This window comes from Cytobacillus sp. QJM3NY_8, assembly GCF_056173585.1.
In genome coordinates, this window is record NZ_CM149681.1 from 2,996,058 (window position 1) to 3,020,247 (window position 24,190).

The window sequence follows — 24,190 nt, forward strand, 5'->3', positions numbered from 1 at the left end:
ATTTTGAATCGAAAACGAATCAAACTCTATCGATCATACTTTGGGGGCTTAATATGAGCAAAAAGTTTTTTGAAGATAAACATTTTCATCATATGTTTAATCATTTAAAAGATGGGATTTTTATAGCTGACCATAATGGCATCGCTCTATGGATTAATGACACTAGTTCAAAGCAAATGGGAGCACCGCGCTCTAAGGTTATCGGAAGAAGTGTATCTGATCTTGAAAAAGACGGCTTATTCACCCCGTCCATTACAAATATTGTGTTAGAAAAAAGAGAGACCGTGACAAAGGTTCAAACCTCTAAAGGGCGACAATACTTAGCAACTGGTTATTTTGTTGAAATAAAAGAAGATAAGACCCAGTATGTCCTGGTCAATGTAAAGGATATAACGGATACTGTCAGGTCCTCCCTTCAGCTGGAAAAAGCGGAAATACTTCTCCAAAAATATTGGGATGAACTCCAGGAAATGAAGGTCAAGGAATCAGAAAAGAAAAACAATCACATCATTATTGGCAATAGCAAAAAACATGAGGAAATTTTGGATTTAATCGGGAGAATTGCATCATTAGACGTAACCATCCTCTTAACCGGAGAGACTGGGGTCGGGAAAAGCATGATTGCATCAATGATTCACAGAAGGAGCAACCGAACCGATAAACCGTTTATTCAAATAAATTGTGGAGCAATTCCTGAAACTCTTCTGGAATCAGAATTATTTGGATACAAGAAAGGAGCATTCACCGGAGCAAACAATAGCGGGAAAATCGGATTAGTTGAGAAGGCAAATGGAGGTACCCTTTTTCTTGACGAAATCGGGGAACTGCCTTTAACTCTGCAGCCCAAGCTTCTTCAATTGGTTCAGGAAAAGTCATTTTTTCCTATTGGTTCCACCGAATTAAAACAGGTAGATGTACGGATTATTACCGCTACCCATCAAAGCCTTCTGGAAATGGTCCAAGAAAAGCGATTCAGAGAGGATTTATATTATAGATTGAACGTTGTTTCAATTCAAATCCCGGCGCTAAGAGAAAGAAAGGATGATATTATTCCTCTTGTTTTTCATTACCTTGAACTTTTCAAAACAAAATATCGAAAGTCCACTGTCTTAGGAAAAGAGCTGGTTGATTATCTGCAGAATTATAGCTGGCCTGGTAATATTCGTGAATTAGAGAACATGATCGAACGTTTAGTTGTCACTGCAAAGTCAGAGATAATTGATAAAAGCGACTTATCGGAAAAGGTATTAAGAGAGGTTCAGAAGAAGGAAAGTGCGTTTCCTCCCAAACTAAATGGCCAAAGTCTTCCTGGTTATATCGAGGAAATTGAAAAAAAGCTGATTATTGATGCCCAAAAAGAACATAACTCTACCAGGAAAGCGGCCAAAGCACTTGGAATAACGCAATCCTCCTTGATAAGAAGACTGCAAAAATATAATTTATAAGTTACATAAACTAAAACATGAATTGAGTCGAAATCGGTTCATTTATTCGAAAAGCAAATTTACCAAAGGCTTAGAAAACGAAAAGAATTGGATATAAGCATTTAAAATTCTCTTCTTATTCTTGGCATGGAACTTGCAACAGAAACCTAGTAAATACAGTTTAAGGAGGGAGTTTTTTAAAGCATCGCTGCTTTCTTTATATAAAGGCTCTGTCAATAATTACGATGAATTACTGAGTTTAGGGGGATAAAACATGGTATTAACAATGAATGGAACACCAAAAAAAGACGGTTTTAGAATGCCGGGAGAATTTGAAAAACATAAGGGGACCTGGATGCTTTGGCCAGTCAGAACGGATACGTGGAGAGCTGGAGCTAAGCCTGCTCAAAGGGTATATGTCGAAGTTGCAAAAGCGATTGCCCAATTTGAACCTGTTACCATGTGTGTAAGACCGGAACAATTCGAAAATGCCCGCGCCCTTTTACCTGAACATATCCGCGTAATTGAAATTTCCTCTAACGATGCCTGGATGAGAGATATTGGTCCAACCTTTGTGAAAAATGATCAAGGTGAGGTGCGCGGGATTGACTGGGGGTTTAATGCCTGGGGAGGAATTGAAGAGGGTTTATATTTTCCTTGGGATTTAGATCTCCAAGTAAAACGAAAAGTATTAGAGATCGAGCATATAAGCCGGTACGATGCAACAGAATTTGTTTTAGAAGGCGGCGCTATAACCGTGGATGGTGAAGGCACGCTAATTACTACCGAGCAGTGTGTTTTAAATAAAAACCGAAATAAAAATTTAACAAAAGAAGAGGTAGAAGAAAGACTTTCTGAATTCCTGAATGTAGAAAAGATCATCTGGTTAAAGGATGGGCTGGTCGGAGATGAAACAGATGGGCATGTGGACGAGGTTTTATTTTTTGTTAAGCCTGGTGAAATTGCCATGAGCTGGACAGATGACCCGATTCATCCTCAGTATGAAGTGCTTCAGGATGCATACGAACGGCTGAAGGATGCAACAGATGCAAAAGGCAGAAAACTAAAAATACACAAAATACAAATGCCGAAACAAATAACATTAAGCGAAGCTGAAAGTTTTGAAATTGATTACTCCAGACATAGTTACGAACGGTCAACACACGTGACCTTTATTTCTACTTATATTAATTGTTATTTATGTAACGGTGGAGTTATTTTGCCAACATTTAATGATCCACAGGATGAGCATGCTGTCGCCGCTTTTCAAAGAATGTTCCCAGACCGGCAAATTGTTACGGTTAACACTCGTGAGGTGTCAGTTGGCGGAGGAAACATTCATTGCATCACTCAGCAGCAGCCGTGGCCATAAGAAATGCTAAAGCGTCACAGAGCTAAGCATTTTTAATACTCGTGAAAACTTATACTCTTATTTTTAAAAAAACTCGAGCTGAATTTTAATTCAGCTCTTTTTTTGTGTGTACCCCGGAAAAAATGGCTTACATATAATATTTGGCACAATCCTTGCATTGTAATTAGATGTAAGAAGAAAGCCATTATGTTCCTTTTAGAAACTTAAATTTAAAGTATGAGGTGAGAATGATAATGATCGCAAATGAACTTACTTATCAAGAATTGGCGGAATTGGACAAAAAGCATTTCATGCATCCTACATCCCCTATTCAACAACAGCAGGAAAATGGCCCTGCCTATATTTTTACAAAAGGAGACGGCATATATCTCGAAGATGTTCATGGGAAAAAGGTTATTGATGGAATGTCCTCTCTTTGGAATGTAAACATTGGACATGGGCGAAAAGAGCTGGGTATTGCTGCCATGGAACAAATGAATAAGCTGGCTTTTAGCTCCTGCTTCGCGACATTTAGCAATGAACCAGCTATTCGATTAGCTGCTAAAATAGCAGAGGTCACACCTGGGGATTTAAATGCCACCTTTTTTACTTCTGGGGGGTCAGAGGCCAATGATACCGCTTATAAGTTAGCAAGACATTATTGGATTTTAAAAGGGCAGCCTGAGAAAAAGAAAATAATTTCCCGAATAAAGTCCTACCATGGGGTTGCAATGGGGGCAACCAGCGCAACAGGCCTAAAGCCTTTCAGGGATTTCACTAATTCCTTGGCACCGGATTTTTATCATACGGATAATTTTTCGGCAAAAGCGTTTGAAGAAGCCGTAATATCTGAAGGGCCTGATACAATTGCTGCCTTTATTGCAGAGCCCGTACAAGGAGCTGGAGGAGTTCATATTGCTCCTGAGGAGTATTTTAACAATGTAAGAAATATTTGTGATAAATACAACATTCTTTTTATCACGGATGAAGTCATTACCGGATTTGGCCGGACAGGAAAATACTTTGGAATTGAGCATTATGGTGTTGCCCCCGATTTAATGTGTTTTGCAAAAGGAGTCACTAGTGGATATGCACAGCTTGGCGGAGTGGTCCTCTCTGAAAAGATATATGAAGATTTTAAACGATTATCAACTGGCACACTCCTGCATGGCTATACTTATAGCGGTCATCCAATGGCATGCGCAGTAGCACTGAAGAATATTGAAATAATTGAAAATGAAAACTTAATTGAGAACGCCAAAAATATGGGTGCAGAAATGCTCAAGGGCTTTAGATGGATCCAAGGAGAGAGAGAGATTGTTAAAAATGTCAGGGCGTTAGGGCTTATGGGAGCTATTGAATTAAATAGCCAACAATCGGCAGCAGGACCCCTAGCCCCTCTGATTGTCAATGAGGCAGCCAAACAGGGACTCATTTGCCGATCTGTTGTATTCGATAAGATGGATATACTTGTATTGGCCCCCCCTCTTTCAATTAATAAGCAGGAGATTGATCGTTTAGTAGAAATTATCCATCATGCCATCTATCAAATAGAGCAAAAATTGTAGACTTTTATTTCAGAACTGGACTTTTTTAAAAAGTAATTAATCTTGTTCAAAAATTTGGAGGTTATATGCTTATGAAAAAATATCACCTGTTTATCAATGGAGAGTGGGCAAAAGCAAAACATTATAACCCCCTATTCTCTCCTTATAGCAAAGAACTGATCGCAGAAATCCCAAGTGCAACAGTGGAAGAAGTCAATTCCGCTATAGAAGCTGCATACAAGGCGAGAACGATTATGTCTGAAATGCCAAGCCATCAGCGGGCAAAAATCCTTGAAAACCTCGCAGGCCTATTTGAAGCGCACTTTGATCAAGCTGCTGAAATTCTTTCTTTAGAGGCGGCGAAGCCGCTAAAAACCGCTAAAGGAGAAGTGGCAAGAACGATTCAAACTTACAAATTTGCTGCTGAGGAAGCTAAAAGAATTAGCGGAGAAACAATCCCGCTGGATGCAGCTCCAGGCGGTGAAGGGAGATTCGCTTACACTGTAAAAGAACCACTTGGAGTTATCGGAGCCATTACTCCTTTTAACTTTCCGATGAATCTCGTTGCCCATAAGGTTGGACCTGCAATTGCCGCTGGAAATACAGTCGTATTAAAGCCAGCAGGCCAGACGCCCATTTCGGCCTATTTTCTTGCTGAACTTATGCAAAAAGCCGGGCTGCCGCCAGGTGCTTTGAATGTAGTAACAGGAAGTGGCCCGGTCATAGGTGAAAAGCTGATATCAGATGATCGAGTGAAGAAAATTACTTTTACGGGCAGCCCCGAGGTCGGAATCGGCATCAGGAATAAAGCGGGATTAAAACATGTCACACTAGAACTGGGATCTAACGCTGCACTCATTGTAGATAAAAATATTGATATCGACAAAATCATTAAGCGCTGTGTAGAAGGAGCCTTCAGTTATCAGGGTCAGGTTTGTATTTCCCTTCAGAGAATTTATGTCCATAAGGATAGCTACACCAGCTTCGTTGAAAAATTTGTTAAAGCAGCACAACAATTGAAAGCTGGAGATCCTTTAAATCCTGACACAGATGTTTCTGCTTTAATTAATCCTAAGGAAGTGGAAAGAACCCTTGAATGGATTTCAGAGGCAAAACAAAATGGGGCAATCGTTGCTGCAGGCGGAGCCAGTGAAGGTAATATCCTCCTCCCTACTGTTTTACTAGGTGTGAATCCAGCATCTAAGGTGTCATGTCAGGAGGTTTTCGCTCCAATTGTTTTAATAAACAAGGTCAACTCTGTTGAGGAAGCGATTGATTTTGTTAATGATTCCCGTTATGGGCTGCAGGCTGGCATTTTTACAGATAATATTCACACTGCTTTACAGGCATCAAAGAAATTGCATGTTGGCGGAGTCCTCATTAATGATATACCCACCTTCCGTGTTGACCACATGCCTTATGGCGGTGTAAAAGAAAGCGGCATTGGACGTGAAGGGATTAAATATGCCATCGAGGAAATGACTGAGCTCAAGCTAGTAATCTTTAATCATAATGATTAATGGAGGTTATTTAAATGATTATTGGAGTACCGAGGGAAATTAAAAATAATGAGAATCGGGTAGCTCTAACCCCAGCCGGTGCTATGAGCCTGGTTAATGCTGGACATACGGTAGTGATCGAGAGTGGAGCGGGACTTGGGAGTGGATTTAGGGACGAGTCCTATCAAGAGGTTGGTGCCTCTATTGAATCAGCCGCAGCGAAGGTTTGGGCAAATGCAGAAATGATTATGAAGGTCAAGGAACCTATTTCAAGTGAATACAAGTATTTCCGAAAAGGCCTTATTTTATTTACTTACCTGCATTTAGCAGCAGAACCTGAACTGACAAGAGCACTGGTGGAAAATGAAGTAACAGCTATCGCATATGAAACAGTACAAGCAGGAAATACGCTGCCGCTGCTTACTCCAATGAGTGAAGTAGCTGGAAGAATGTCCGCCCAAATTGGTGCACAGCTTCTAGAGAAAACGAAAGGCGGGAAAGGAATTCTTCTTTCTGGTGTACCAGGCGTTAAGAGAGGAAAGGTTACCGTCATTGGCGGTGGCGTTGCAGGAACAAATGCTGCAAAAATCTCAATGGGTCTGGGTGCTGATGTAACAATCATCGATTTAAGCCCAGATCGCTTGCGCCAAATCGATGATATTTTTGGCAGCCAAATCCAAACACTTATGTCTAATCCTTTTAACATTGCCAAGGCGGTTGCAGATTCCGATTTAGTGATTGGAGCTGTACTCATCCCAGGCTCGAAGGCACCGAAACTAGTGACGGAAGAAATGATTAAATCAATGGAGGCAGGATCTGTAGTTGTTGATGTCGCCGTTGACCAAGGAGGTATTATTGAGACAGCTGACAGAGTCACTACTCATGATAACCCAACATATATTAAGCATGGTGTTATCCATTATGCTGTGGCAAACATGCCGGGAGCTGTTCCGCAAACATCAACTATCGCCCTTACAAATGTGACAGTTCCATACGCGCTGCAAATTGCCAATAAAGGTGTAAAGAAAGCATTGATTGAAAATCCAGCTCTTGCAGCAGGACTGAACACCATTAATGGTGAAGTCACCTATAAAGCTGTAGCAAACGATCTCGGCTATGAATATGTCCAACCGATGAAAATATTAGCCAAAGAGGAAGTTAATAATTAGGAAGCCGCTTAATCCATTTAGATTTGTTCCATTTTTTTAAACATTTAGCCTGGCATATAAGTCAGGCTCTCTTAATGTTTGGCGGATGAACGCTGACAAAATGTCTGCATTCCCGTTTTCCGCCATTTTCATCTTAGAAGATATTCCTTTTCTCGGAGAAACACTATCTTCTCTTCCTCTTCTATTAAACAGTATTAGCTCCATCACCATTAATAAGTATGGACTCTTCTAAAAACTATCTAAAGAAGTTCTTTTTTCTCATGTTTTTATTTTAGTACAATCGTTAGTTTTAAAAAAACCTGCCCCTTTAGCCGAATAAGAAAAAAGAGCTGCCGATCCACACTGAATCTCCAACTCTTGCACCTGTTATTCTAAGCTCCATTTCTTCACCAACTTATCATCAATTAACCTTATTAAAAACTTTTTATAGTGCAAAGCTTATTAACCATCCCCAAAATTTTCCAACGCTGCCTAAAACTAAATATCCCCCACTTTATCAATCATTTTAATCGAAAGATAAACACTAACGAATCCTAATAGACAAAGCACTGCATTAACAAGGGCAGGGTCAAGAGTGATATTAATAAGAGAGGAAAAGTTTTGAAACTGCATTAGGAATATGGCGCAAATAACGGTTGAAATCGTTGCCCTTTTCCAAATACCAAAGAAGAAGAGCGGAATTAAACTAATTAGGGCAGTTATAAATGAATGAACAATCATTTTACTAAAATAGGCTGCGAAATCTGCAGCAGTTGGCTGCCCATTAATGATATCAAAAACCTGATCGATCAAATAGGTTGCCAAGCCGGTCAATACAAAGGATACAAGCGTACAAAGGAAAACAGCCAGCGAGATAAAAAGAATTTTCGCCATAACCAGCTTTTTCCGGCTTATTGGATAGCCAAACGAAAGAGATATGGTTTTATTCTTATATTCCTCAATGAAAACCTGATTGATAAGAGATGCTCCAAATAGGACAAATCCCAGCTGAATCGACACGATCAGCTGAATAACAGCGGAATAATTCTGCCCAAAATCTGCCATTACCATCTTAATAAAAAACACTGGCAAAAACATAAGAATGCCTAGGTAAATAATCATCTCACCAATAACCATCTTTTGTTTTAATTTTCTCCATTCCAATTCCATCAATTTAAACAATTATTTCACCTCCATGAATTTGACGATAAAAATAGTCTTCCAGTGTGCTTGTATGTTTTTGTATTTCCTCTAGCTCAATATCATGCAGAATTAAGATTTTTGTAATCTCACTTTGAGACTGGGTTACATCATAAATCCGAACTCTCCTGTCACCTACAATCTTCATATTGGATATGCGGAGTTCATGTTCAAGCAAATACGCTGTTCTATCGGCGTCTGGTGTGACAATTTCAATATAATCCGCTCTTTGCTTCCTAATCTCTGCTAAGCTCACTTCATTCACCAGTTTTCCATTTTGAATCACACCAACCCGATCAACAATCTGTTCAATTTCTCCTAAAATATGACTGGACAGAAGAAAGGTAATCCCATATTCCTTGTTCAGCATCCGAATTAAATCACGCATATCTTTAATGCCAATTGGATCCAGACCGTTTGTCGGTTCATCCAAAATAATCAGCTCAGGCTTGGTGATAATGGCTCTTACAATCCCAAGGCGCTGTTTCATCCCAAGGGAAAAATCCTTAACCACTTTATCTTCAATTCCTTTTAAATGGACCAATTCCAAAGCATGTGTAATAGCCTTTTTATCATAATAACCTAAATATTCACAGTGAAGCTCCAGATTCTCCATTGCTGTTAAATGCTCGAAAAAAATGGGATATTCAATTATACTCCCTACTCGTTTTAAGCCTGATTTATTGGTTTCTGTGAGTTTTTTTCCAAACAATAAAATTTCTCCCTTAGAAGGAATAAGCAATCCTGTGAGCATTTTCATGATCGTTGTTTTTCCAGCACCATTCTGACCAAGAAATCCATATATCTCCCCTTTTTTGATATGAAGGTTTACATTCGATACGAGTGTTATACCTTTCACGGTTTTCGTTAATCCATTTGTTTGAACAACGTAATCCATCATTTAGACCTCCTTTATTACTTTTATCTTAATCAGAGATACTGACTTTTTTCTTTCTCATTTCTTACATGTTTCTTAAGTTGGAATTTTTTACATCATCCAGAGGCAGGTATGTACCAAGATAGCGTGGCTATCTAATCATGTCACCAAAAAATAGGCAAAAGTAAAAAAGAGCCGTTCCAGCAGAACACCTCTTTCAAGCAATCTTAATATATCATTTGTTTAAAGATACATATGAAAGCCGTTTTCTCAAAGGGTTTGCTTCTTAAGTGTATCGAACCATTCATTGCTTCTGTTAAACGCTTCGAGATGCTTAAGCCTAGACCGCTTCCTTGAAATTGTGGATTTCTGGCATCATCCAGTGTATAAAGCCTGTCAAATACACGATCCTGATGCACCTCTTCAATCCCTTTTCCTTTATCCCAAATCTCTACAGCAATGGACCCTTTATCTTCTCGAAGTGTTAAACCAAATACTCCCCCATCACTTCCATACCGTATAGAATTAGAAATTAAATTGCTGAGTATTCGATTTAAAGCATGCTCATTGCCGAGGATGTAAAAATTCCGGTCCGGGATATCAATTTCTACCTGAAGACCCTTTGAAAGGAGCAAATCATAATAATCCAAAACATTCTTCCTGCAAATCTCATTAAGAGATATCTTGCTTAATGGAATCATATAATCATTGGATTCTATTTTGACAAGGTCAAAAAATTGATTAAGTAATGAGATTAACCCCACTACTTTATCATGAAGCCGTAAAATGGCCTTTTTCTTCTCATCCTCACTTAACTTATCATCCAGCTTAAGTTTCTCCACATAACCTAAAATAACAGTTAGTGGTGTCTTCAAATCATGTGACATATTGGATATCATCTTCCTTAAGCTGTCTTTTGTACTTGCGTAATCCGCAAATACCTTTTGGTTGTATGCCAATAGCCGGTTTATTTGAATGAGTAAAAACTGTATGGAATGCTGGTCTGTTTGCAATAACACTTTTTCAGCTGTCTTGTGCTCTATGATTTCTGCTAACTTTTCACTTATTTCATGTAAATGGTTATTTATTTTTTTTCGGGAAACATACTGGATTATATTCATGACGAGTAAGAAAGTAATCAGCACACTAAGCGCAAGGATCATAAATTATTCTCCTAATTTATATCCGATCCCCCAAATTGTCCGAATATACTGCGGGTTAGACGGATCCTTTTCAATTTTTTCACGAAGCCTTCTTATATGAACATTTATTACATTTTCATTACCATAATAATCATCTTGCCAAATAAACTGGTAGATTTGCTCCTTTGTAAACACTCTGCTCTGATTTGTCATAAAAAGCTTTAAAATATGAAATTCTTTGGATGTTAGCTGGGCAATCTTATCCTTCACCTGTACAGAAAAGGTGGATAAGTCGAGGGAAAGTTCTTTAAATTGGATAATTGCAGGAGCGGAATGGTTCGTAGCGGGAATATATTGCGTTGCTCTTCGAATCGCTGCATGCACTCTGGCAGTCAGTTCAATCATGGAAATAGGTTTACTGATATAATCATCTGCACCAAAACCAAGACCTAAAGCTTTGTCCAGGTCACTTCCTTTTGCTGATATAATCAAAACAGGAAGTAAGCTTTTTTCTCTGACTTTTTTTAAGATATCCATACCACTAAATTTAGGAAGCATTAAATCAAGCAGGATTAAATCGAACTCTTCTTTCTTAAAGAGAGATAATGCCTCCTCTCCATCAAATGCGGTAAGTACTTTAAAATTCTCCTGTTCTAAGTGATCCTTTATCAATTTATTAATTTCCCGGTCGTCTTCCACAAGCAAAATACGTTTTTGCATACTTCCACATCCATTCACTTCTTTTAACAAAGCCTATCATATACGTTTTTCTATTACTGTATTTCGATACTATACACAAAATTCCTTCTTTTAAAAACCAAGAGGTACATTAGGGGATTAGAACAGGAGTATCTAAAGACTATAAAAAAATGGGCATTCATCCCCTTATTGAAAAATGCGCACATTCAAAGTAAGAATGTCATACACTTGTTTTCCGTTTACAGCCGTTTTTTAAGTACGTAATCATATGCCTGAATATTCCATAAAAGGACAGCAAATACCTCGGTTTACAAATGAGTTTGTTATTGTGGGAATGATCTTATTTTTTAATTGGTTAAGACATAACAATTAAGTTGTCGAGTCTGCGAACAAAACAGATAAAAACAGCTCAAAAATTATTCATTTTATCTTTTTTTCTATTCAGTACATATGAATACAATCCTAATATTCAATACTATATGAACGCTATAATTTTGATTCTTATGTCAGTCATTACAGTTCCATTGCTAATTACAATATTGAAAGTACACAATAAGGTTTTTTTGAAAAAAGAATGAATATACATCGTTAAAATCAATGTTTGAATCTCTTATATAGGAATACTTCTCTATTGCTTAATAATTCATTATTGCGCTCATATCCAGTGTGTCTTTGTATGGGGCGTGGGTCGCGGATTTAAACCATTTTGAAAAATAACCTATCCTTAAATTATCAAGTATTAATCCTTGGAGAATGAAACAGCTTATTGAGAAGGTTAAATTACCAGTTGTAAACGAATTTTTCTTCTGGTTCTATAACGCTGTGTTGAACTCCTTGTTATTCTTTTCCACTAAACTCTAAAATATTTAAACCCTCGGATGCTCCTGGTGCTTCAAAAAATTTAGCAACATGAATAAACACCGCTTCCGTGTCAAAAGCTGCTCTTTCGGGTTGTTCGTTACGCCTTTGTGCAATTTGACGTAAGCATTGCTCGTTATTTAAATTAAGGAAAATTAGTTCATGGTTTGCATTGACCTCTGACGCCATATCCAAAAACCACTTTCGCAGTTTTTGAGTGTTAGCTGGAAAATCCATCACTACATCTGTACCGACACTTAATATGTTTTGGACATGCTTTTTCACCAACGGCTTGAGCTGCGCTGAGAATTTTAGATAGTCCTCAAGTGATGTGATCTGATTGGGATAAAGAGATGAAAGCCATTCATCCTCAGACAACAGTACCGCATGTTTATCTATAGCCAATTGTTTTGATTTAGTTGATTTTCCTGCTCCCATTTTTCCACAGAAAAAGTATAGCGTCCCCAATTGTTTCATATTTTTTAACCCCCCAGGCTTATTTTAGTGATTATTGCACCATCTTCTTCATCTAAAGCTGCTGCCCAGCCATCATTATAAAGACTCCAAACCTCTTCAAAATCTACAACTTTTTTAATGAATATTCATATCTAATATTAGTTGTTGATTTAGTAATGCTTCAAATTTTTTTATCCATAATAACATCCAACCTAGGTTATTAGTAATAGTAACTGTCTTCTTTAAATAAATTTACTCAGTTTCAAATTCAATGTCTAAATCTGGTCTTTTAAGTTTGAATTTAATTTTTTTATGTTTTAGGATATAAAGCCCCCTCCTATACCTAATGCTTTTTCAGGGTGTTTCCTTATCGCATCTCCCAACGCTTTACCTGCTTCACCAACAGCTGCCCCTACTTCTTTCATCCTTTCAGCATTAGGAATAACTTTATTTATTTCTGACATGTCTATACCACTCCTTCTTTATAGTTTAGATATATCTTCTATACCATTTTAAAGAGTTTAATTATATAGAACTGGAAGCGATATCCAAGCAGATACTATAATAGTATAGTTTTGGTTGTGTTTCTTGACTAAGTTAACCTTAATTGCAATTGAATTAAACTGCCCCGTTTGTTAATCAAAAAGCCCCCTGGGCTTGGCAATTGATTTTAAGCACTCGTTACTTTAAGTGTAATAATTCAAAAAAGGCAGCCTTAATCTAATGGCTTTCCATACCTCACTAAAACGTGCCACAATAGTTTTAATTCCTGAAGTACCTCCTTATGATCCCCACGTTCGCTCCAAGATGCCGGATTGCGTATTAAGTCCATTACAGCAGTTCCAATTATGCTCGCATCGATAACATTATTTTGTCCAATGAGTTTTGCTAAGGAGGGCATAGATGGGCCTCTAAAATCTTTTGGAACTTCTTCTATCATAAGTGCAAATCCCTTATGCCAATACAGTTGAATGGAATATTTAAAGCACAGTTGTTCTAAGATTCTCCCTATATGAGTTTTCTTAAAAGAAGGGTCTGCAACAAGCAAATCCACGTCTTCTTTAAGTGAAATACCTCCATGAATCTGGGCTTCAATATAGTGATTAAGATTTCGATTTGGCTTTTTGGTTGCTGGGTCTGTAAACGGTCGTTCAAGATTAAGCAGTAAATGATTTACTAATCTAACTGGAGTCAGATTTCTTTCACCAATTGCAAAATCTCTTACGAACGCCTCTTCTAAAAGAGCAGCCAAAATCATGTCAAACTCTTTATAAGTTCCCTTTTCTTTTGGGTCTTGATGCGAATCTAAATATGTATAGGTAGAACGATATGAAACCTTAGGGGATAGAAGAAAATAGCATGAACCAAAACGTGGAGAAGGTCCATCTGGGTGCAACATCAAATTCAATGCACCATATTTAGGACGATGGTTATTGGTTATGCCCTGCAGGTGATATGCACCTTCAAAAATTCTCTTCTCCCAAAGGTCTCGTTCACCACCTGGGTAAGCAGATACACTGCCGTTAGACAACCCTGTTTCAAACTGGCTCTTATATATTCCAGACTCTAACAGTGCTTCAGCAACACTTTTCATAGATGAATCTGGCCTATCTGGGTGAAAATGTAATCCTATTCTTGCATGGGCCTTTAATTTATTTACAGCATTTTTTAATGTTTCATCCGAAATATTAGACATTTTTAATATGTGATTTATTGTCTTTTTAGCTTCATAGGTATAGTCCTGTGCATATTTTGTAATATTTTCCAAAGCTAATGATTGTGACCTTGATAATTCCATAAATAAATGAATCTCTCCTTTCATCGGATTAAATCAATAATTCAGCAAGGATTCCTTATTTTCCTTCTTAAACAAATCTGCCCCGTTTGTGCAATAAGAAAAATGCTGCCTGGATTGGCAGCATTAACTTCAACTCTTGATTTATGTACAAAGCTTTATATATCAACCAACGGGTCTAGCCTTTATAATTAGAAACAGATTATTCTTTTGTAAAAAGCTTAGGGTCAATTTGGTCAATAACAGAAGCTGCATTATAAAAATACCCCATTTCAAGTTTGTCTTCATATGTTAGTTCCGTTTGACAATTATTTTCTATCTCACTAATATTCTTTCCGCCACATGCTTGAATTTCGCGATATCCCCCCCTATAATCAGGGTGTAAGGAGTAACTTGAGCAATCTTCTTATTCTGGATATAATTCATTTTAAGGCCTCCTGGTATTTGAGTAATGTCCTTTTCGCTTGCCGGCTTCAGGACTCTCTCATTCTACCAAGAGGTTATTTTTTTGTTCAAACTCCATTTTCCTTCATTACAGGAATGCTGCCCCGTTTGTTCAAAAAGAAAAATCCACCTGGTATGGCAGTCTCTGCAAAAAATCCAGATTTTTATCTATCCTCTTTTAATGCACATTTTAGACGTGCGCCATGAACTTCCATTGTTCCTCGCCTTCCTGCTTTGCGTACAATTCCTTCCGCATTCAATTCATTAAAAAGGGCTGTCACTGTTTCACGAATACTGCCCATCATCATTGCTAATTCTTGATGAGTGATGTGAATATCGAGTGCAATCCAATCTCCCGGGTTTCTGCCTGACGATTTATCCCCAAACTTTTCTGTAAGTTTATTTAACAGGAATAAAAGGCGTTTCTTTACACTGCTATATGCCATATACTCTAATAACTCTTCGACTTCCTTTAAACGGCTGGAGATTATTTCAAGTAGCTTTAATGCAATACCTGGATTTTCGCATATTATTTTTTCAAACTGCACTCTATCTATTCTGCAAATAACAGAATCTTCCCATGTCTCAGCATATAAATTTTCAGAACCTGTTGTAAACGTACCAATCTCTCCAAACACATGCCCACTTTCTAAAATATCAATTGTAAACTCTTTCCCGCTTTCAGTTAATCTATACAAACGAACTTTACCCGATTTGATCAAATACAATATCTTTTGATTCATATGAGGAGAACTAATAATGGTACCCTTTTTCATAACTTTTATTGGTGTGACCGGTTCATATTTCTTTAATTCTTCCAAGGCTAGATCCCCAAAAAGCTGTATTCTCGATAAATACTTAATCTTATCCATAGAGCCCTCCCAAAATTCTGCGGAATGTAGTCCAGACTACATACTCACTAAATTAAAAAACCTAGAATTTCTGTGTAGCATGCACGTCTATTATACAAAAGGAGGGAACTGTATGGATTCTGTAACGGTTACCATTCAAATTATTCTAATTCTTATTTTCGTAATTTCTATTTCGATGAAATTAGTGCGTACCAAGTCAATGGTTAAGCACTGGAGGGAATATCGCTACCCCCTTTGGTTTATGCAAATAACTGCTTTCTTAGAATTATTGGGGGTAGGCGGATTGATTATTGGATTTTGGCTTCCTAAATTTATTTTGCTTTCGGGATCCCTAATTATAATTCTTATGCTGGGTGCTTTACATGCTCACTTCTTAAGAGCCAAACATAGACCGATTATGGGGTTAAATGCTTTAACGATGCTTACTTTAGCTAGCGTAATCATCTTTATTCAAATTGTTAAGTAGGTTAAGAATAGCTATGCCAATTATATATGTTACATGCACAAAACGGGCTTTATTATGGGGGCCTTAGGCTTACATAAAATAAATAGCCCGCTTCTATATAAAGAAACGGGCTATTATTTAACTCGAAGGGAAAAGGCAACTATTTTACTAAAGTACAGTTTTTCTTTTTTCTTAATCCTCCATTGTATATAAGTGTTTTCTGAGATATGGCATTAAATAATATTAAAAATCAACGTATTTTGTCTGTTCACAGAGATAGTGCTCTTAGTATTACAAATATTTCTTTCACAATCTATCACCATGTTACCATTATTCGCCCTTCATATAGGGAATCCTCCTTGAACAAAACTGCCCGTTTCTACAATAAGGAGTTCAACATAAAAGGGCATTAATCCTGCTTGGATCAACACCCCCGATAGTTTACAATTATCAACATCCTCTGTTAACTTATCTAAAAACTTTGATTATGTGTAAAAATTATACTTTGACATCGTAAAAGTATGGAAATTTATTTCAAAAAATAAAAATATGCCATTTGATATTTTAACTCATTTATTCATCGAGTTCATTAACTGGAAGAAGTATTCAGGTTTATGAGTCTTATTTAAACTATACCAAGAATCTAATGTATCTGGAGCAAATACATCTAATTTTTTCAGTACTTCCATCGCAAATTCCAGAGGAGCTATTCCTGATGCAGTAACTAAATTCGCATCAGATACCGCTGATCCCACCTCATAGAACTTTTCTCCTTTATAGTTAGGACATACCATTTTAGTGTATTCTAAATTATTACTTGTATGCTTTCTAGTATCTAAGTATCCCATATTCGCAAGGGCCTCAATTGCACCACAAATTGCAGCAACAATAGTGCCAAGCTTTAAAGCTTGTCCAATTCTTTCCAAGATAGGTTGATGAATTTCTTCATTCCAAGTAGTCCCTCCTGGTAAAATTAAAAGATCTTTACTCTCAAGAGTACATTCATCAAGGGAAATATCTGGTTTTATGCCCAATCCTCCCATAGTAGTAATCATTTCTTTATTAGCTCCTACTGTAATTACTTTTAAAGGTTCTAAATCTTTTTTGAAATATCTTCCTGAGTTTAGTTCAGCAATTAAATATCCATATTCCCAGTCCGACATTGTATTAAATACATATAGAAAAACTTTTTTTGTTTGCATCCAATAACACTCCAATCATAAATTTTATAGTTTAATTTTTTACACATCAAAAGAAATCCCACCTAAAAGAACATACGTTCCCTTAGAGATAATTGTATACCATATTTAACCAAAAGTCTATTTCTTTTTCAACTCCCTCAGTTTAATACGGTTTACTCACGAATGCTCGCTTATTCGCAGGATTTCATCCTCCATGGATATATATTTCTAAATTGAAAAGAGTAGATTCTGGACAAATGGCTACATGAAGACATAGTTAAATAGAGGAGTAGGATTATACTCCAAATTCTACCATATGATGTACTTCTCCACGCCAGCCCTTGGAGGCTTTCCCTCCCATGTCTCAACGGGTCAATTGCCCTCTCATTCCTTCGTCATGCCTATCCAAGGGGTGGAGGCCAGTTATGCTAACCTGATGGGTCAGTGCCCTTTTGTTGAACAAACCTGGTACTCCGTACATATTTGAAATCCTGCGAATAAGCCAACACTCGATCTTTAAAAATATAAGGGGTAATGATTCTCTTCGAGAAAAAGTGAATTGGACTACGCTGCCAACTCAGTTAACGGCTGGACCTTCTTGGCACAATAAGCTTCGTTTTTTCGCGCTATCCCTACAAAGATCCTAGCTAACTTCCCGATCAGCTTCATTATAGATTTCATTTTTTTCATTTTCTTGAGCTTAACATTATTCGAGTGGAGGGCTTTAAATTCCGGGTTGTTCATTACCAGACTCATAGTAGCTAAATAGAGGAAACGTCTTAACCTTGATCTTCCACGCTTTGAAATGATAATTTGCCCTTTCCACTTCCCTGAACTGGCTTCGGCTAGATGGAGTCCTGCATGGCGAAGTAAAGAGTTGCCGTGTGAAAAACCACTTAAATCTCCTGCTTCCCCTAAAATACCAGCTAACGAAATTTCACTAATTCCCTTAATCATAAGTAACTTATTCGCGAAAGGAATTTTAGGTAGTTCATCCTTGATTGCCAGCTCAACTCTTTCAAGTTGTTGAATCGCAAGGTCATACTCTTCGAGTAATTGTTCAAGATGAAATTTATAAGCTTCTAATGCTTGCCTTGTACCAACTGATTTCCTGGCTACATTGAGGAGTAAATAGGCTTTCTTTAATCCAGGCTGTCGCTTCATCAATAACTTCCACCCGGCCACGATCTCTTCAGGCTTCATGGAACCCAGTTCCATCGGAGATGGGAAAAGCCGAAGTGTTGCGATGGCCCCTTTAGCAGTGATGTCTTTAAATACTTGTCTAAGCTCGGGGAAGACAATATCCACCCAGCGATTCAATTGATTAATCGAGCTTACAAGCCTCTTAACAATGACATCCCGATTCGACATAAGTACCCTGAGCTTTTCAAACGACTCAGAAGTATCTCTTACAAAGGAATAGTAACCGTTCTTCACCATATCTGCTATTACAAGAGCGTCTTTTTTATCACTCTTTGATTGGGTATTATCACGGTTTTCTTTATTTCTTTTCACCAAATGAGGGTTAACTGTCACTACCTCAATATCTTGTTTCATCAGCCATTTAGAAAGATTAATCCAATAATGACCGGTAGGTTCCATACCAACTATGGCAGCCTCAAGTTTATGTAATCTTTTAATGCTATTAATCCAGATTAACAGGGACGAAAATCCCTCTTCGTTGTTTGGAAAAGTGATTGGATCTCCTACTACAATCCCACGGAAATTCACTGCTCTGGCTACGTGAAATTGTTGAGCAATATCCACACCAACCACAAGATGTTTTTCAGTAATTCTTTCTATTAGTTGATTTTGTTTGTCCTGCATTTTAAACTTCATAGTAAGGGTTCCTCCTAAGTTTGAGTTAGAGTCGTGTCTTACTCATATCTTACTGAGGAGCCCTATTTTTTTCAAAGCTCAAAAATAACGATCTACAGGAATGCTAACCTGCCCCATTTGTTCAATAAGAAAAAACTGCCTAATTTAGTAGAAAATCTTGAACACAAGGACCCTATAGCTTATGCAGAAAACTTCAAATGTTAATCTCTAAAATGTGTTGCGACACTAAAAAAAGGGCGCCCTCTTATGAAAGAATAAGCGCCCGTGAAAATGAGATAATGTTCTCCTTTTATGCCTTGTTATTTAAAAAATTGTATACTCGGGAGAATGCTATTCTATTACGTTTATTGCCGTTGCTTCCTTTACAATAATAATACCGTCATATGCTTCGCTGGGTGTCATTTTAATCGTGTAGAACACCTTTGAAAACTTGTACCACGTACGAAAATCATCCCCGATATTTGACATCTTTTGCTCACTCGTGATGATATCCATTAATTCATCAGACGTACTCGCTTTTTCAAAATTAACATAGAAAATATTTGACTCCACTTCACTAAATGCATCAACTAAATCATTGTGATTCTCCAGTTTATAAATTTTCCGTTCACCAGAGTCGCCCTTTTTCGCCTGGAACTCGCTGCTGATAAAATCAGTTCCAATGGCAAAGTACTCTTCACCATATACCTCATCTAAATAATGCCCCATCGATTTGTAACCGGCTAACGATGCCGACGTTTTTTCAATATGCCCATTATGTCCGGTGACAAATATTTTATCGTGGCCACGTGCTGCTTCAAATTCAGCTATCCATTGTAAATTGTCCGCTAAATATTGATCACGAAGTTTCGTATAATCTCCTTCGTTTAAAAATAACTGCGTACGTTGTTTCATGTTTTTCGCATTTTGTAAAGCAAAGGCATAGGCATCAGCAGAAGATTGCTTCACGTAAGTCAATTCATTAGATTGCAGGTCTAAAATGATTTTTTCTATTGTTTCATCGATTTCATTCAATTGCTCCGTAGTTAACTCACGCATTTTATCATTTGAAATATGTTTCAAATGTAATGCATGCTTTTTGAATTCATCTGCGTTTACCACTTTATAATAATCAAGCACTCCTTTCTTACTGTAGTCATAACGCTGCATATCATTTCCATAAAAATAAACTTTATCATCCTCGCTCACAGAATCGTTATAATCATGCATCCATTGAACAAGATCAATCATTTGTTCCGTCTTATAAATACTATAATCAAGAGTGTTCACTGCCTCTTCTGCCGTTCCATTTCCATTTAAAATGAACTGATTAATTCGCTGTCCGCCTCCAAAATCACCTTCTAAGACAAAAACACGAACACCCTCGTTTTTTACAAGCACTTCAAAAACATCTCTTTTCAACTCTTGAAATTCAATGTTTCCGTGTGTTGCCTCCCCCAAACCGATTATTTTTACATCATCTGGAATATCGATTTGTTTAACGGCTGATATGTATTGATCTTCTTCTTCCACTACTTTGACACTCCCGCAGCCTGCTAATAAAACAAAAAGCGAAATGATTGTTAATAATAAAGAATCCTTTTTTAAAAAAACCATCTTATATCCCTCAAATACTCTTATTTTTAAAAATACTACCATAAGTTTCTAAAAGACTCTTTTCCGAAAGATCTTCAACTAACCTGCCCCGTTAGTTTAATAAGAAAAAAGCTGCCAGATTAGCAGCTTATCTTGAAATAAAAACCTGTCAGATAAGTATTTAATACTTGAATGAAAATCCTTCGCTCTTTTTTGCTCCTGTTTAAAGCATAAGATTATTATACTTCTAATTATTTTTATTTAACATTTTCCAAATTGGGCGGTCTCTACAAGCTGAACCCTGGAAAGCCGATGTTTATGTTATTTAGATATTGCCGAGCTTTTACGCTTTTTTATTGAATTAAAATAAATGAAGTAAAGGAAGGTGTTATTAACAAGATTAACCACAACTAATAATACAAGCCAAATAATAAGAGACGGCATCATCATCCATATTCCATTCCAAGGCACAACCCTGCCTCCTGCAAATATGGCCAAAATAGACGGTAGAAATAAAAGGATCAGCACGGGGAGTATAGTCCTTACTGATGCGAAGATCAGCTTTCGGCGAAATGCCGTAAGCCTGTTCTTTTTCTTCTTCAGCCGGTAGAATGAATACCCGCTCCAGAGGATTGTTCCCGCCATAAGAAGAATCATCGCTATTTCCATGTTTCGGCTATTGATGGCTGACATTTCTGCCTTTCCTCCAACCATGATTTGGGAAACGCCTTTAACAAAGGCGGAATAATCAAGGAATGCGTTTATCCCTGTGTCAAACATCATGGTAATTCCAAGTTCCTTGTCTAAATAAACAGTTTCTTCAGCCTTGTAAGTCCAGAAAATTCCCGAGTGGGAGATCGACCTGCCCCAATCGGCTTCATTGGAAGCAAGCCACCCCATGCCATAAGGAGCGCGCTGCCCTGCAGTATGGTACTGTTCCATGAGATTAGGGGAAAGAAGCTGCGGATTATATTGTGCACGCATCCATTTTGCCATATCCTCGGCATTGGTAACCACACCTGCTGGGCCTTCTATAAACCATATCGGTTCGGCTGTACTTTTCGGGTTGCCGAACAACAGATAATGTCCCCGAGGAATGGCATCATTTTCATTGATTTGTTCCGTCAAACTGACACTAAAGGTGCCATTCATCCCCAATGGAGCAAAAATATGTTCTTTAAGGTATACAGAAAACCGTTTACCGCTGATCTGTTCCACTAACAATGCTAGATATTGATAGTTTGGGTTATGATAGTTGTATGTATCACCAGGATCATTAGCAAGCTTTACTCTGTCCAAAGATTTGTTTATCTCTTGTAATGTTTTAAATTGAACGGATTTCGTCATGTCGGGATTTACTTTATCATTAAGGCCACTAGTATGGTTTAGCAAGTTCCGGATCGTGATGCGAGTGATGCGATCGTCTGTGGGCGAGATGTCGGGAAAGTATGAGACATATGGAGCGTCAAGGTCAATCTGTCCCTTATCTGCAAGCTGCAATACAGCCAGCGCGGTCATGGATTTACTCAATGAGGCGATTGGGAAGGGCGTTCTTGAGGTTATTTCCCTTCCATCTGAATATGCACCATAGCCTTGCGTGTAAAACACATCTTCACCGTGGGTTATTGCCAGAGATACACCTGTAATATGGTTGACTTCCATGTTTTTCTTAATATAGTCATCGATTTCTTTCACAATCTCTGTTTTACTTTGAGCGCGGGCATCAGCAAAAGGCAATGCAGTCATTAGCACTGCCAGAAGCAAGCTGGTTAAGAAAGCGGGTATTTTCTTATAAGTGAAAATCATTTTAGCACTCCTTTTTCTTGGGATAAGGAAATACTAAAGTATAATTTTCAACTATTTATCAATTCTGCAAAAAAAGCTTGCTGTTACTTTTCCACCACCGCGGGTACTGTTTGCGACCTGTAAGAAGCCCTGATGCTTTTCACACAATATTTTACAAATATAAAGCCCTAACCCTTTGTTCTCATTTGCTTCCGACGCCTCGCCCCGATAAAAGGGGAGAACTGCCTTCCGTACCACTTCTTCGGAAAATCCGGAGCCATCGTCAGTGACCGTTATGGAAAAAATGCCATTGCGAACCGAGTAATGGACTTGAACATGGCTGGAAGCATAACGCACTCCATTTGCCACCAGATTTTCAGAAACCTGCATCACGAGATCCTTATCGATAAACAATTTTTTGGAATCTGCAGATCTGCATGAGTCGAAAGATTTGCCACTTTGGTCTGCAATTCGGCTGGCACCGTCTTCCAGAAAGTTGATTAGGGCATCCATTTCGATAATTTGTTTGTTTATTGGAAAATTATCCAACTTCTCAATAGAGTTCATGGCCTCTACATAACGCTCCATACGAACAATATGCATTTCCATTGTTTTGATGATATCCAGCAGTTTTTCCTCGGATATCCTTTTTTGCGGCAGATAGGTGGTTACAACCTCGATATATCCTTTCATGATGGACAGAGGTGTTCTCAAGTCATGGGCAAAAATCGCATTAAGCTGCTTACGTTCCTCGTTCAAGCGCCATTGGGCTTTAAAGTTACTTTCCAATTGACTGCGCATCTTTTCAAATGCACGGCAAAGCTCGCTCATTTCATCCCTGCTGTCGTAGGAAATATGGAACCCTAAATCATTTGCCGAGATTTTCTCTGACGCGTTCATCAGGATTTCCAAAGGTTTTTTCAGTTTCAGTTTGTAAAAGATGCTGGCCATCAAGACTAATCCGGTTCCTACCGTCAAAAGTATCGCAGCAATTTGAACAGTTAGAACCCAGTCGTTCCCATAAGGGTGATTGGCAAAGCGTCGCGTCATCTCTTCGGCCCACTCGAATTCGAACACAATGGCTGTTAAAACGAAAACTAAATATAAGGAATTTAGCGTGATGAAGGATTGTAGTATGGTCATATTATTCAATCGAAGATAGCCCATTACCTTTTCCATTTATATCCTACACCCCACACAGTCTCTATCTTGCTTCCGCAGCCATGCTCTTTCAATTTTGATCGAATACGCCTGATATGTTCAGGGATTACTGAGCTGTCCCCCTCTTCGTTCGTCCCCCATACTCTTTCATACATGCGTTCTTTGTCAAAAACCATACCAGGGTGTTTAGACAAGAGTTCTATAATATCAAACTCCTTTTTTGCCAAAGAAATTTGTATGTCGTTACAATAAAGCGCTCGCTCTGAATAATCAATGACAAGGTCGCCACTAAACTTAACCGTTGTCTTCTTTTGATTTCTCATTTCTCTGCGCAAATGGGCATCCACTCTTGCGCCAAGTTCATGGATGCTGAACGGCTTTTGAATATAATCATCTCCGCCAGCCTGAAAACCGGATATTTTATCAGCATCTTCTACACGTGCGGTTAGAAATAAGATGGGGCAGGAAACATAACTCCGGATTTTCCTGCAAACGTCAAGACCGTTAATCTCAGGCATGTTTATATCCAGTAAAATTATATCCGGTTGTTTTTCTGCTTGCCTTTCCGCCTCATTGCCGTCCTTTGCGGTCATGATGTGATACCCGTTAACTTCAAAATAATCTGCCAGCAGTTTTCGCATGTCTGCTTCATCATCAATTATCAATATCTTTTTCATTGATCTTACCTGCTTCCCTAACGAATTTTTACTTCCTTCAAATTCTTTTCTTTTTAACCCTCAAGTTACAACCACAACATCGCTTCGATTTTTTATAGAACCAGCACTGCCCCTTTATCTTAAAACAAAGAGGTGCCTTAGTCCTTCCAATTGCTTCAACGGTGGTACCCCTTAGAACAATATATCATTTTAGGTATTTTATGATATCTTGTTAT

20 protein-coding genes are annotated in these 24,190 nt (G+C 37.9%); 6 read left to right on the plus strand and 14 right to left on the minus strand.

Annotated elements, in window-relative coordinates; translation table 11 throughout:
* Positions 1–53 precede the first annotated feature (53 nt).
* From AC0VZ9_RS15560 to ald, 5 genes are all read left to right on the plus strand, one after another.
* Positions 54–1,445, plus strand: a complete 1,392-nt coding sequence (locus tag AC0VZ9_RS15560) for a sigma-54 interaction domain-containing protein (RefSeq protein ID WP_475396412.1) — start codon at positions 54–56, stop codon at positions 1,443–1,445.
* 253 nt (positions 1,446–1,698) lie between these two features.
* Positions 1,699–2,796, plus strand: a complete 1,098-nt coding sequence (gene aguA, locus AC0VZ9_RS15565) for an agmatine deiminase (protein ID WP_009334078.1) — start codon at positions 1,699–1,701, stop codon at positions 2,794–2,796.
* 233 nt (positions 2,797–3,029) lie between these two features.
* Positions 3,030–4,343: an aminotransferase family protein gene (locus AC0VZ9_RS15570; RefSeq protein ID WP_034296886.1), complete on the plus strand. Its 1,314-nt coding sequence runs from the start codon at positions 3,030–3,032 to the stop codon at positions 4,341–4,343.
* 65 nt (positions 4,344–4,408) lie between these two features.
* Positions 4,409–5,842, plus strand: a complete 1,434-nt coding sequence (locus AC0VZ9_RS15575) for an aldehyde dehydrogenase family protein (protein WP_009334076.1) — start codon at positions 4,409–4,411, stop codon at positions 5,840–5,842.
* Between the two features lie 14 nt (positions 5,843–5,856).
* Positions 5,857–6,990 (plus strand): alanine dehydrogenase, encoded by a 1,134-nt coding sequence (gene ald / locus AC0VZ9_RS15580; RefSeq protein WP_475396413.1) that lies wholly within the window; start codon positions 5,857–5,859, stop codon positions 6,988–6,990.
* A gap of 477 nt (positions 6,991–7,467) precedes the next feature.
* Here ald and AC0VZ9_RS15585 read toward each other — a convergent pair whose 3' ends face one another.
* The 8 genes from AC0VZ9_RS15585 to AC0VZ9_RS15620 form a co-directional block, all read right to left on the minus strand.
* Positions 7,468–8,151 carry an ABC transporter permease gene (locus tag AC0VZ9_RS15585; RefSeq protein ID WP_251264894.1) on the minus strand — a complete coding sequence of 228 codons (684 nt, stop codon included), beginning with the start codon at positions 8,149–8,151 and terminating at the stop codon, positions 7,468–7,470.
* The gene (locus tag AC0VZ9_RS15590; protein WP_475397508.1) at positions 8,144–9,067 is read right to left on the minus strand and encodes an ABC transporter ATP-binding protein; all 924 of its coding nucleotides are present in this window, start codon (positions 9,065–9,067) and stop codon (positions 8,144–8,146) included. The genes AC0VZ9_RS15585 and AC0VZ9_RS15590 overlap by 8 nt, the downstream gene beginning before the upstream one ends.
* A 206-nt stretch (positions 9,068–9,273) precedes the next feature.
* Positions 9,274–10,209, minus strand: a complete 936-nt coding sequence (locus tag AC0VZ9_RS15595; protein ID WP_475396414.1) for a sensor histidine kinase — start codon at positions 10,207–10,209, stop codon at positions 9,274–9,276.
* A 3-nt stretch (positions 10,210–10,212) separates the two neighbouring features.
* A complete protein-coding gene (locus AC0VZ9_RS15600; RefSeq protein WP_009334070.1) occupies positions 10,213–10,908 on the minus strand; it encodes a response regulator transcription factor in 696 nt (231 codons plus the stop codon).
* 816 nt (positions 10,909–11,724) lie between these two features.
* Complete coding sequence (locus AC0VZ9_RS15605) at positions 11,725–12,222, minus strand: P-loop nucleotide/nucleoside kinase family protein (RefSeq protein WP_475396415.1); 498 nt, start codon at positions 12,220–12,222, stop codon at positions 11,725–11,727.
* A gap of 296 nt (positions 12,223–12,518) precedes the next feature.
* Complete coding sequence (locus AC0VZ9_RS15610) at positions 12,519–12,665, minus strand: hypothetical protein (RefSeq protein WP_175502199.1); 147 nt, start codon at positions 12,663–12,665, stop codon at positions 12,519–12,521.
* Positions 12,666–12,916: 251 nt separating this feature from the next.
* The gene (locus tag AC0VZ9_RS15615) at positions 12,917–13,999 is read right to left on the minus strand and encodes a DUF3626 domain-containing protein (protein ID WP_475396416.1); all 1,083 of its coding nucleotides are present in this window, start codon (positions 13,997–13,999) and stop codon (positions 12,917–12,919) included.
* Positions 14,000–14,604: 605 nt separating this feature from the next.
* Positions 14,605–15,312, minus strand: a complete 708-nt coding sequence (locus AC0VZ9_RS15620) for a Crp/Fnr family transcriptional regulator (protein WP_475396417.1) — start codon at positions 15,310–15,312, stop codon at positions 14,605–14,607.
* Positions 15,313–15,424: 112 nt separating this feature from the next.
* Here AC0VZ9_RS15620 and AC0VZ9_RS15625 point away from each other — a divergent pair, with 112 nt between their 5' ends.
* Positions 15,425–15,778 carry a DoxX family protein gene (locus tag AC0VZ9_RS15625; protein ID WP_009334066.1) on the plus strand — a complete coding sequence of 118 codons (354 nt, stop codon included), beginning with the start codon at positions 15,425–15,427 and terminating at the stop codon, positions 15,776–15,778.
* 548 nt (positions 15,779–16,326) lie between these two features.
* Here the strand turns inward: AC0VZ9_RS15625 and AC0VZ9_RS15630 are convergent.
* The 6 genes from AC0VZ9_RS15630 to AC0VZ9_RS15655 form a co-directional block, all read right to left on the minus strand.
* The gene (locus AC0VZ9_RS15630; protein ID WP_475396418.1) at positions 16,327–16,959 is read right to left on the minus strand and encodes a type 1 glutamine amidotransferase family protein; all 633 of its coding nucleotides are present in this window, start codon (positions 16,957–16,959) and stop codon (positions 16,327–16,329) included.
* Positions 16,960–17,502: 543 nt separating this feature from the next.
* Positions 17,503–18,777 (minus strand): IS110 family RNA-guided transposase, encoded by a 1,275-nt coding sequence (locus AC0VZ9_RS15635; RefSeq protein WP_071156249.1) that lies wholly within the window; start codon positions 18,775–18,777, stop codon positions 17,503–17,505.
* 330 nt (positions 18,778–19,107) lie between these two features.
* The gene (locus AC0VZ9_RS15640) at positions 19,108–20,373 is read right to left on the minus strand and encodes an erythromycin esterase family protein (protein WP_026041606.1); all 1,266 of its coding nucleotides are present in this window, start codon (positions 20,371–20,373) and stop codon (positions 19,108–19,110) included.
* 300 nt (positions 20,374–20,673) lie between these two features.
* Positions 20,674–22,158 carry a serine hydrolase domain-containing protein gene (locus tag AC0VZ9_RS15645; protein WP_475396419.1) on the minus strand — a complete coding sequence of 495 codons (1,485 nt, stop codon included), beginning with the start codon at positions 22,156–22,158 and terminating at the stop codon, positions 20,674–20,676.
* Positions 22,159–22,209: 51 nt separating this feature from the next.
* Positions 22,210–23,316, minus strand: a complete 1,107-nt coding sequence (locus AC0VZ9_RS15650; protein ID WP_475396420.1) for a HAMP domain-containing sensor histidine kinase — start codon at positions 23,314–23,316, stop codon at positions 22,210–22,212.
* On the minus strand, positions 23,304–23,975 hold the full coding sequence (locus AC0VZ9_RS15655) for a response regulator transcription factor (RefSeq protein WP_284521880.1): 672 nt from the start codon (positions 23,973–23,975) through the stop codon (positions 23,304–23,306). The genes AC0VZ9_RS15650 and AC0VZ9_RS15655 overlap by 13 nt, the downstream gene beginning before the upstream one ends.
* Positions 23,976–24,190 lie beyond the last annotated feature (215 nt).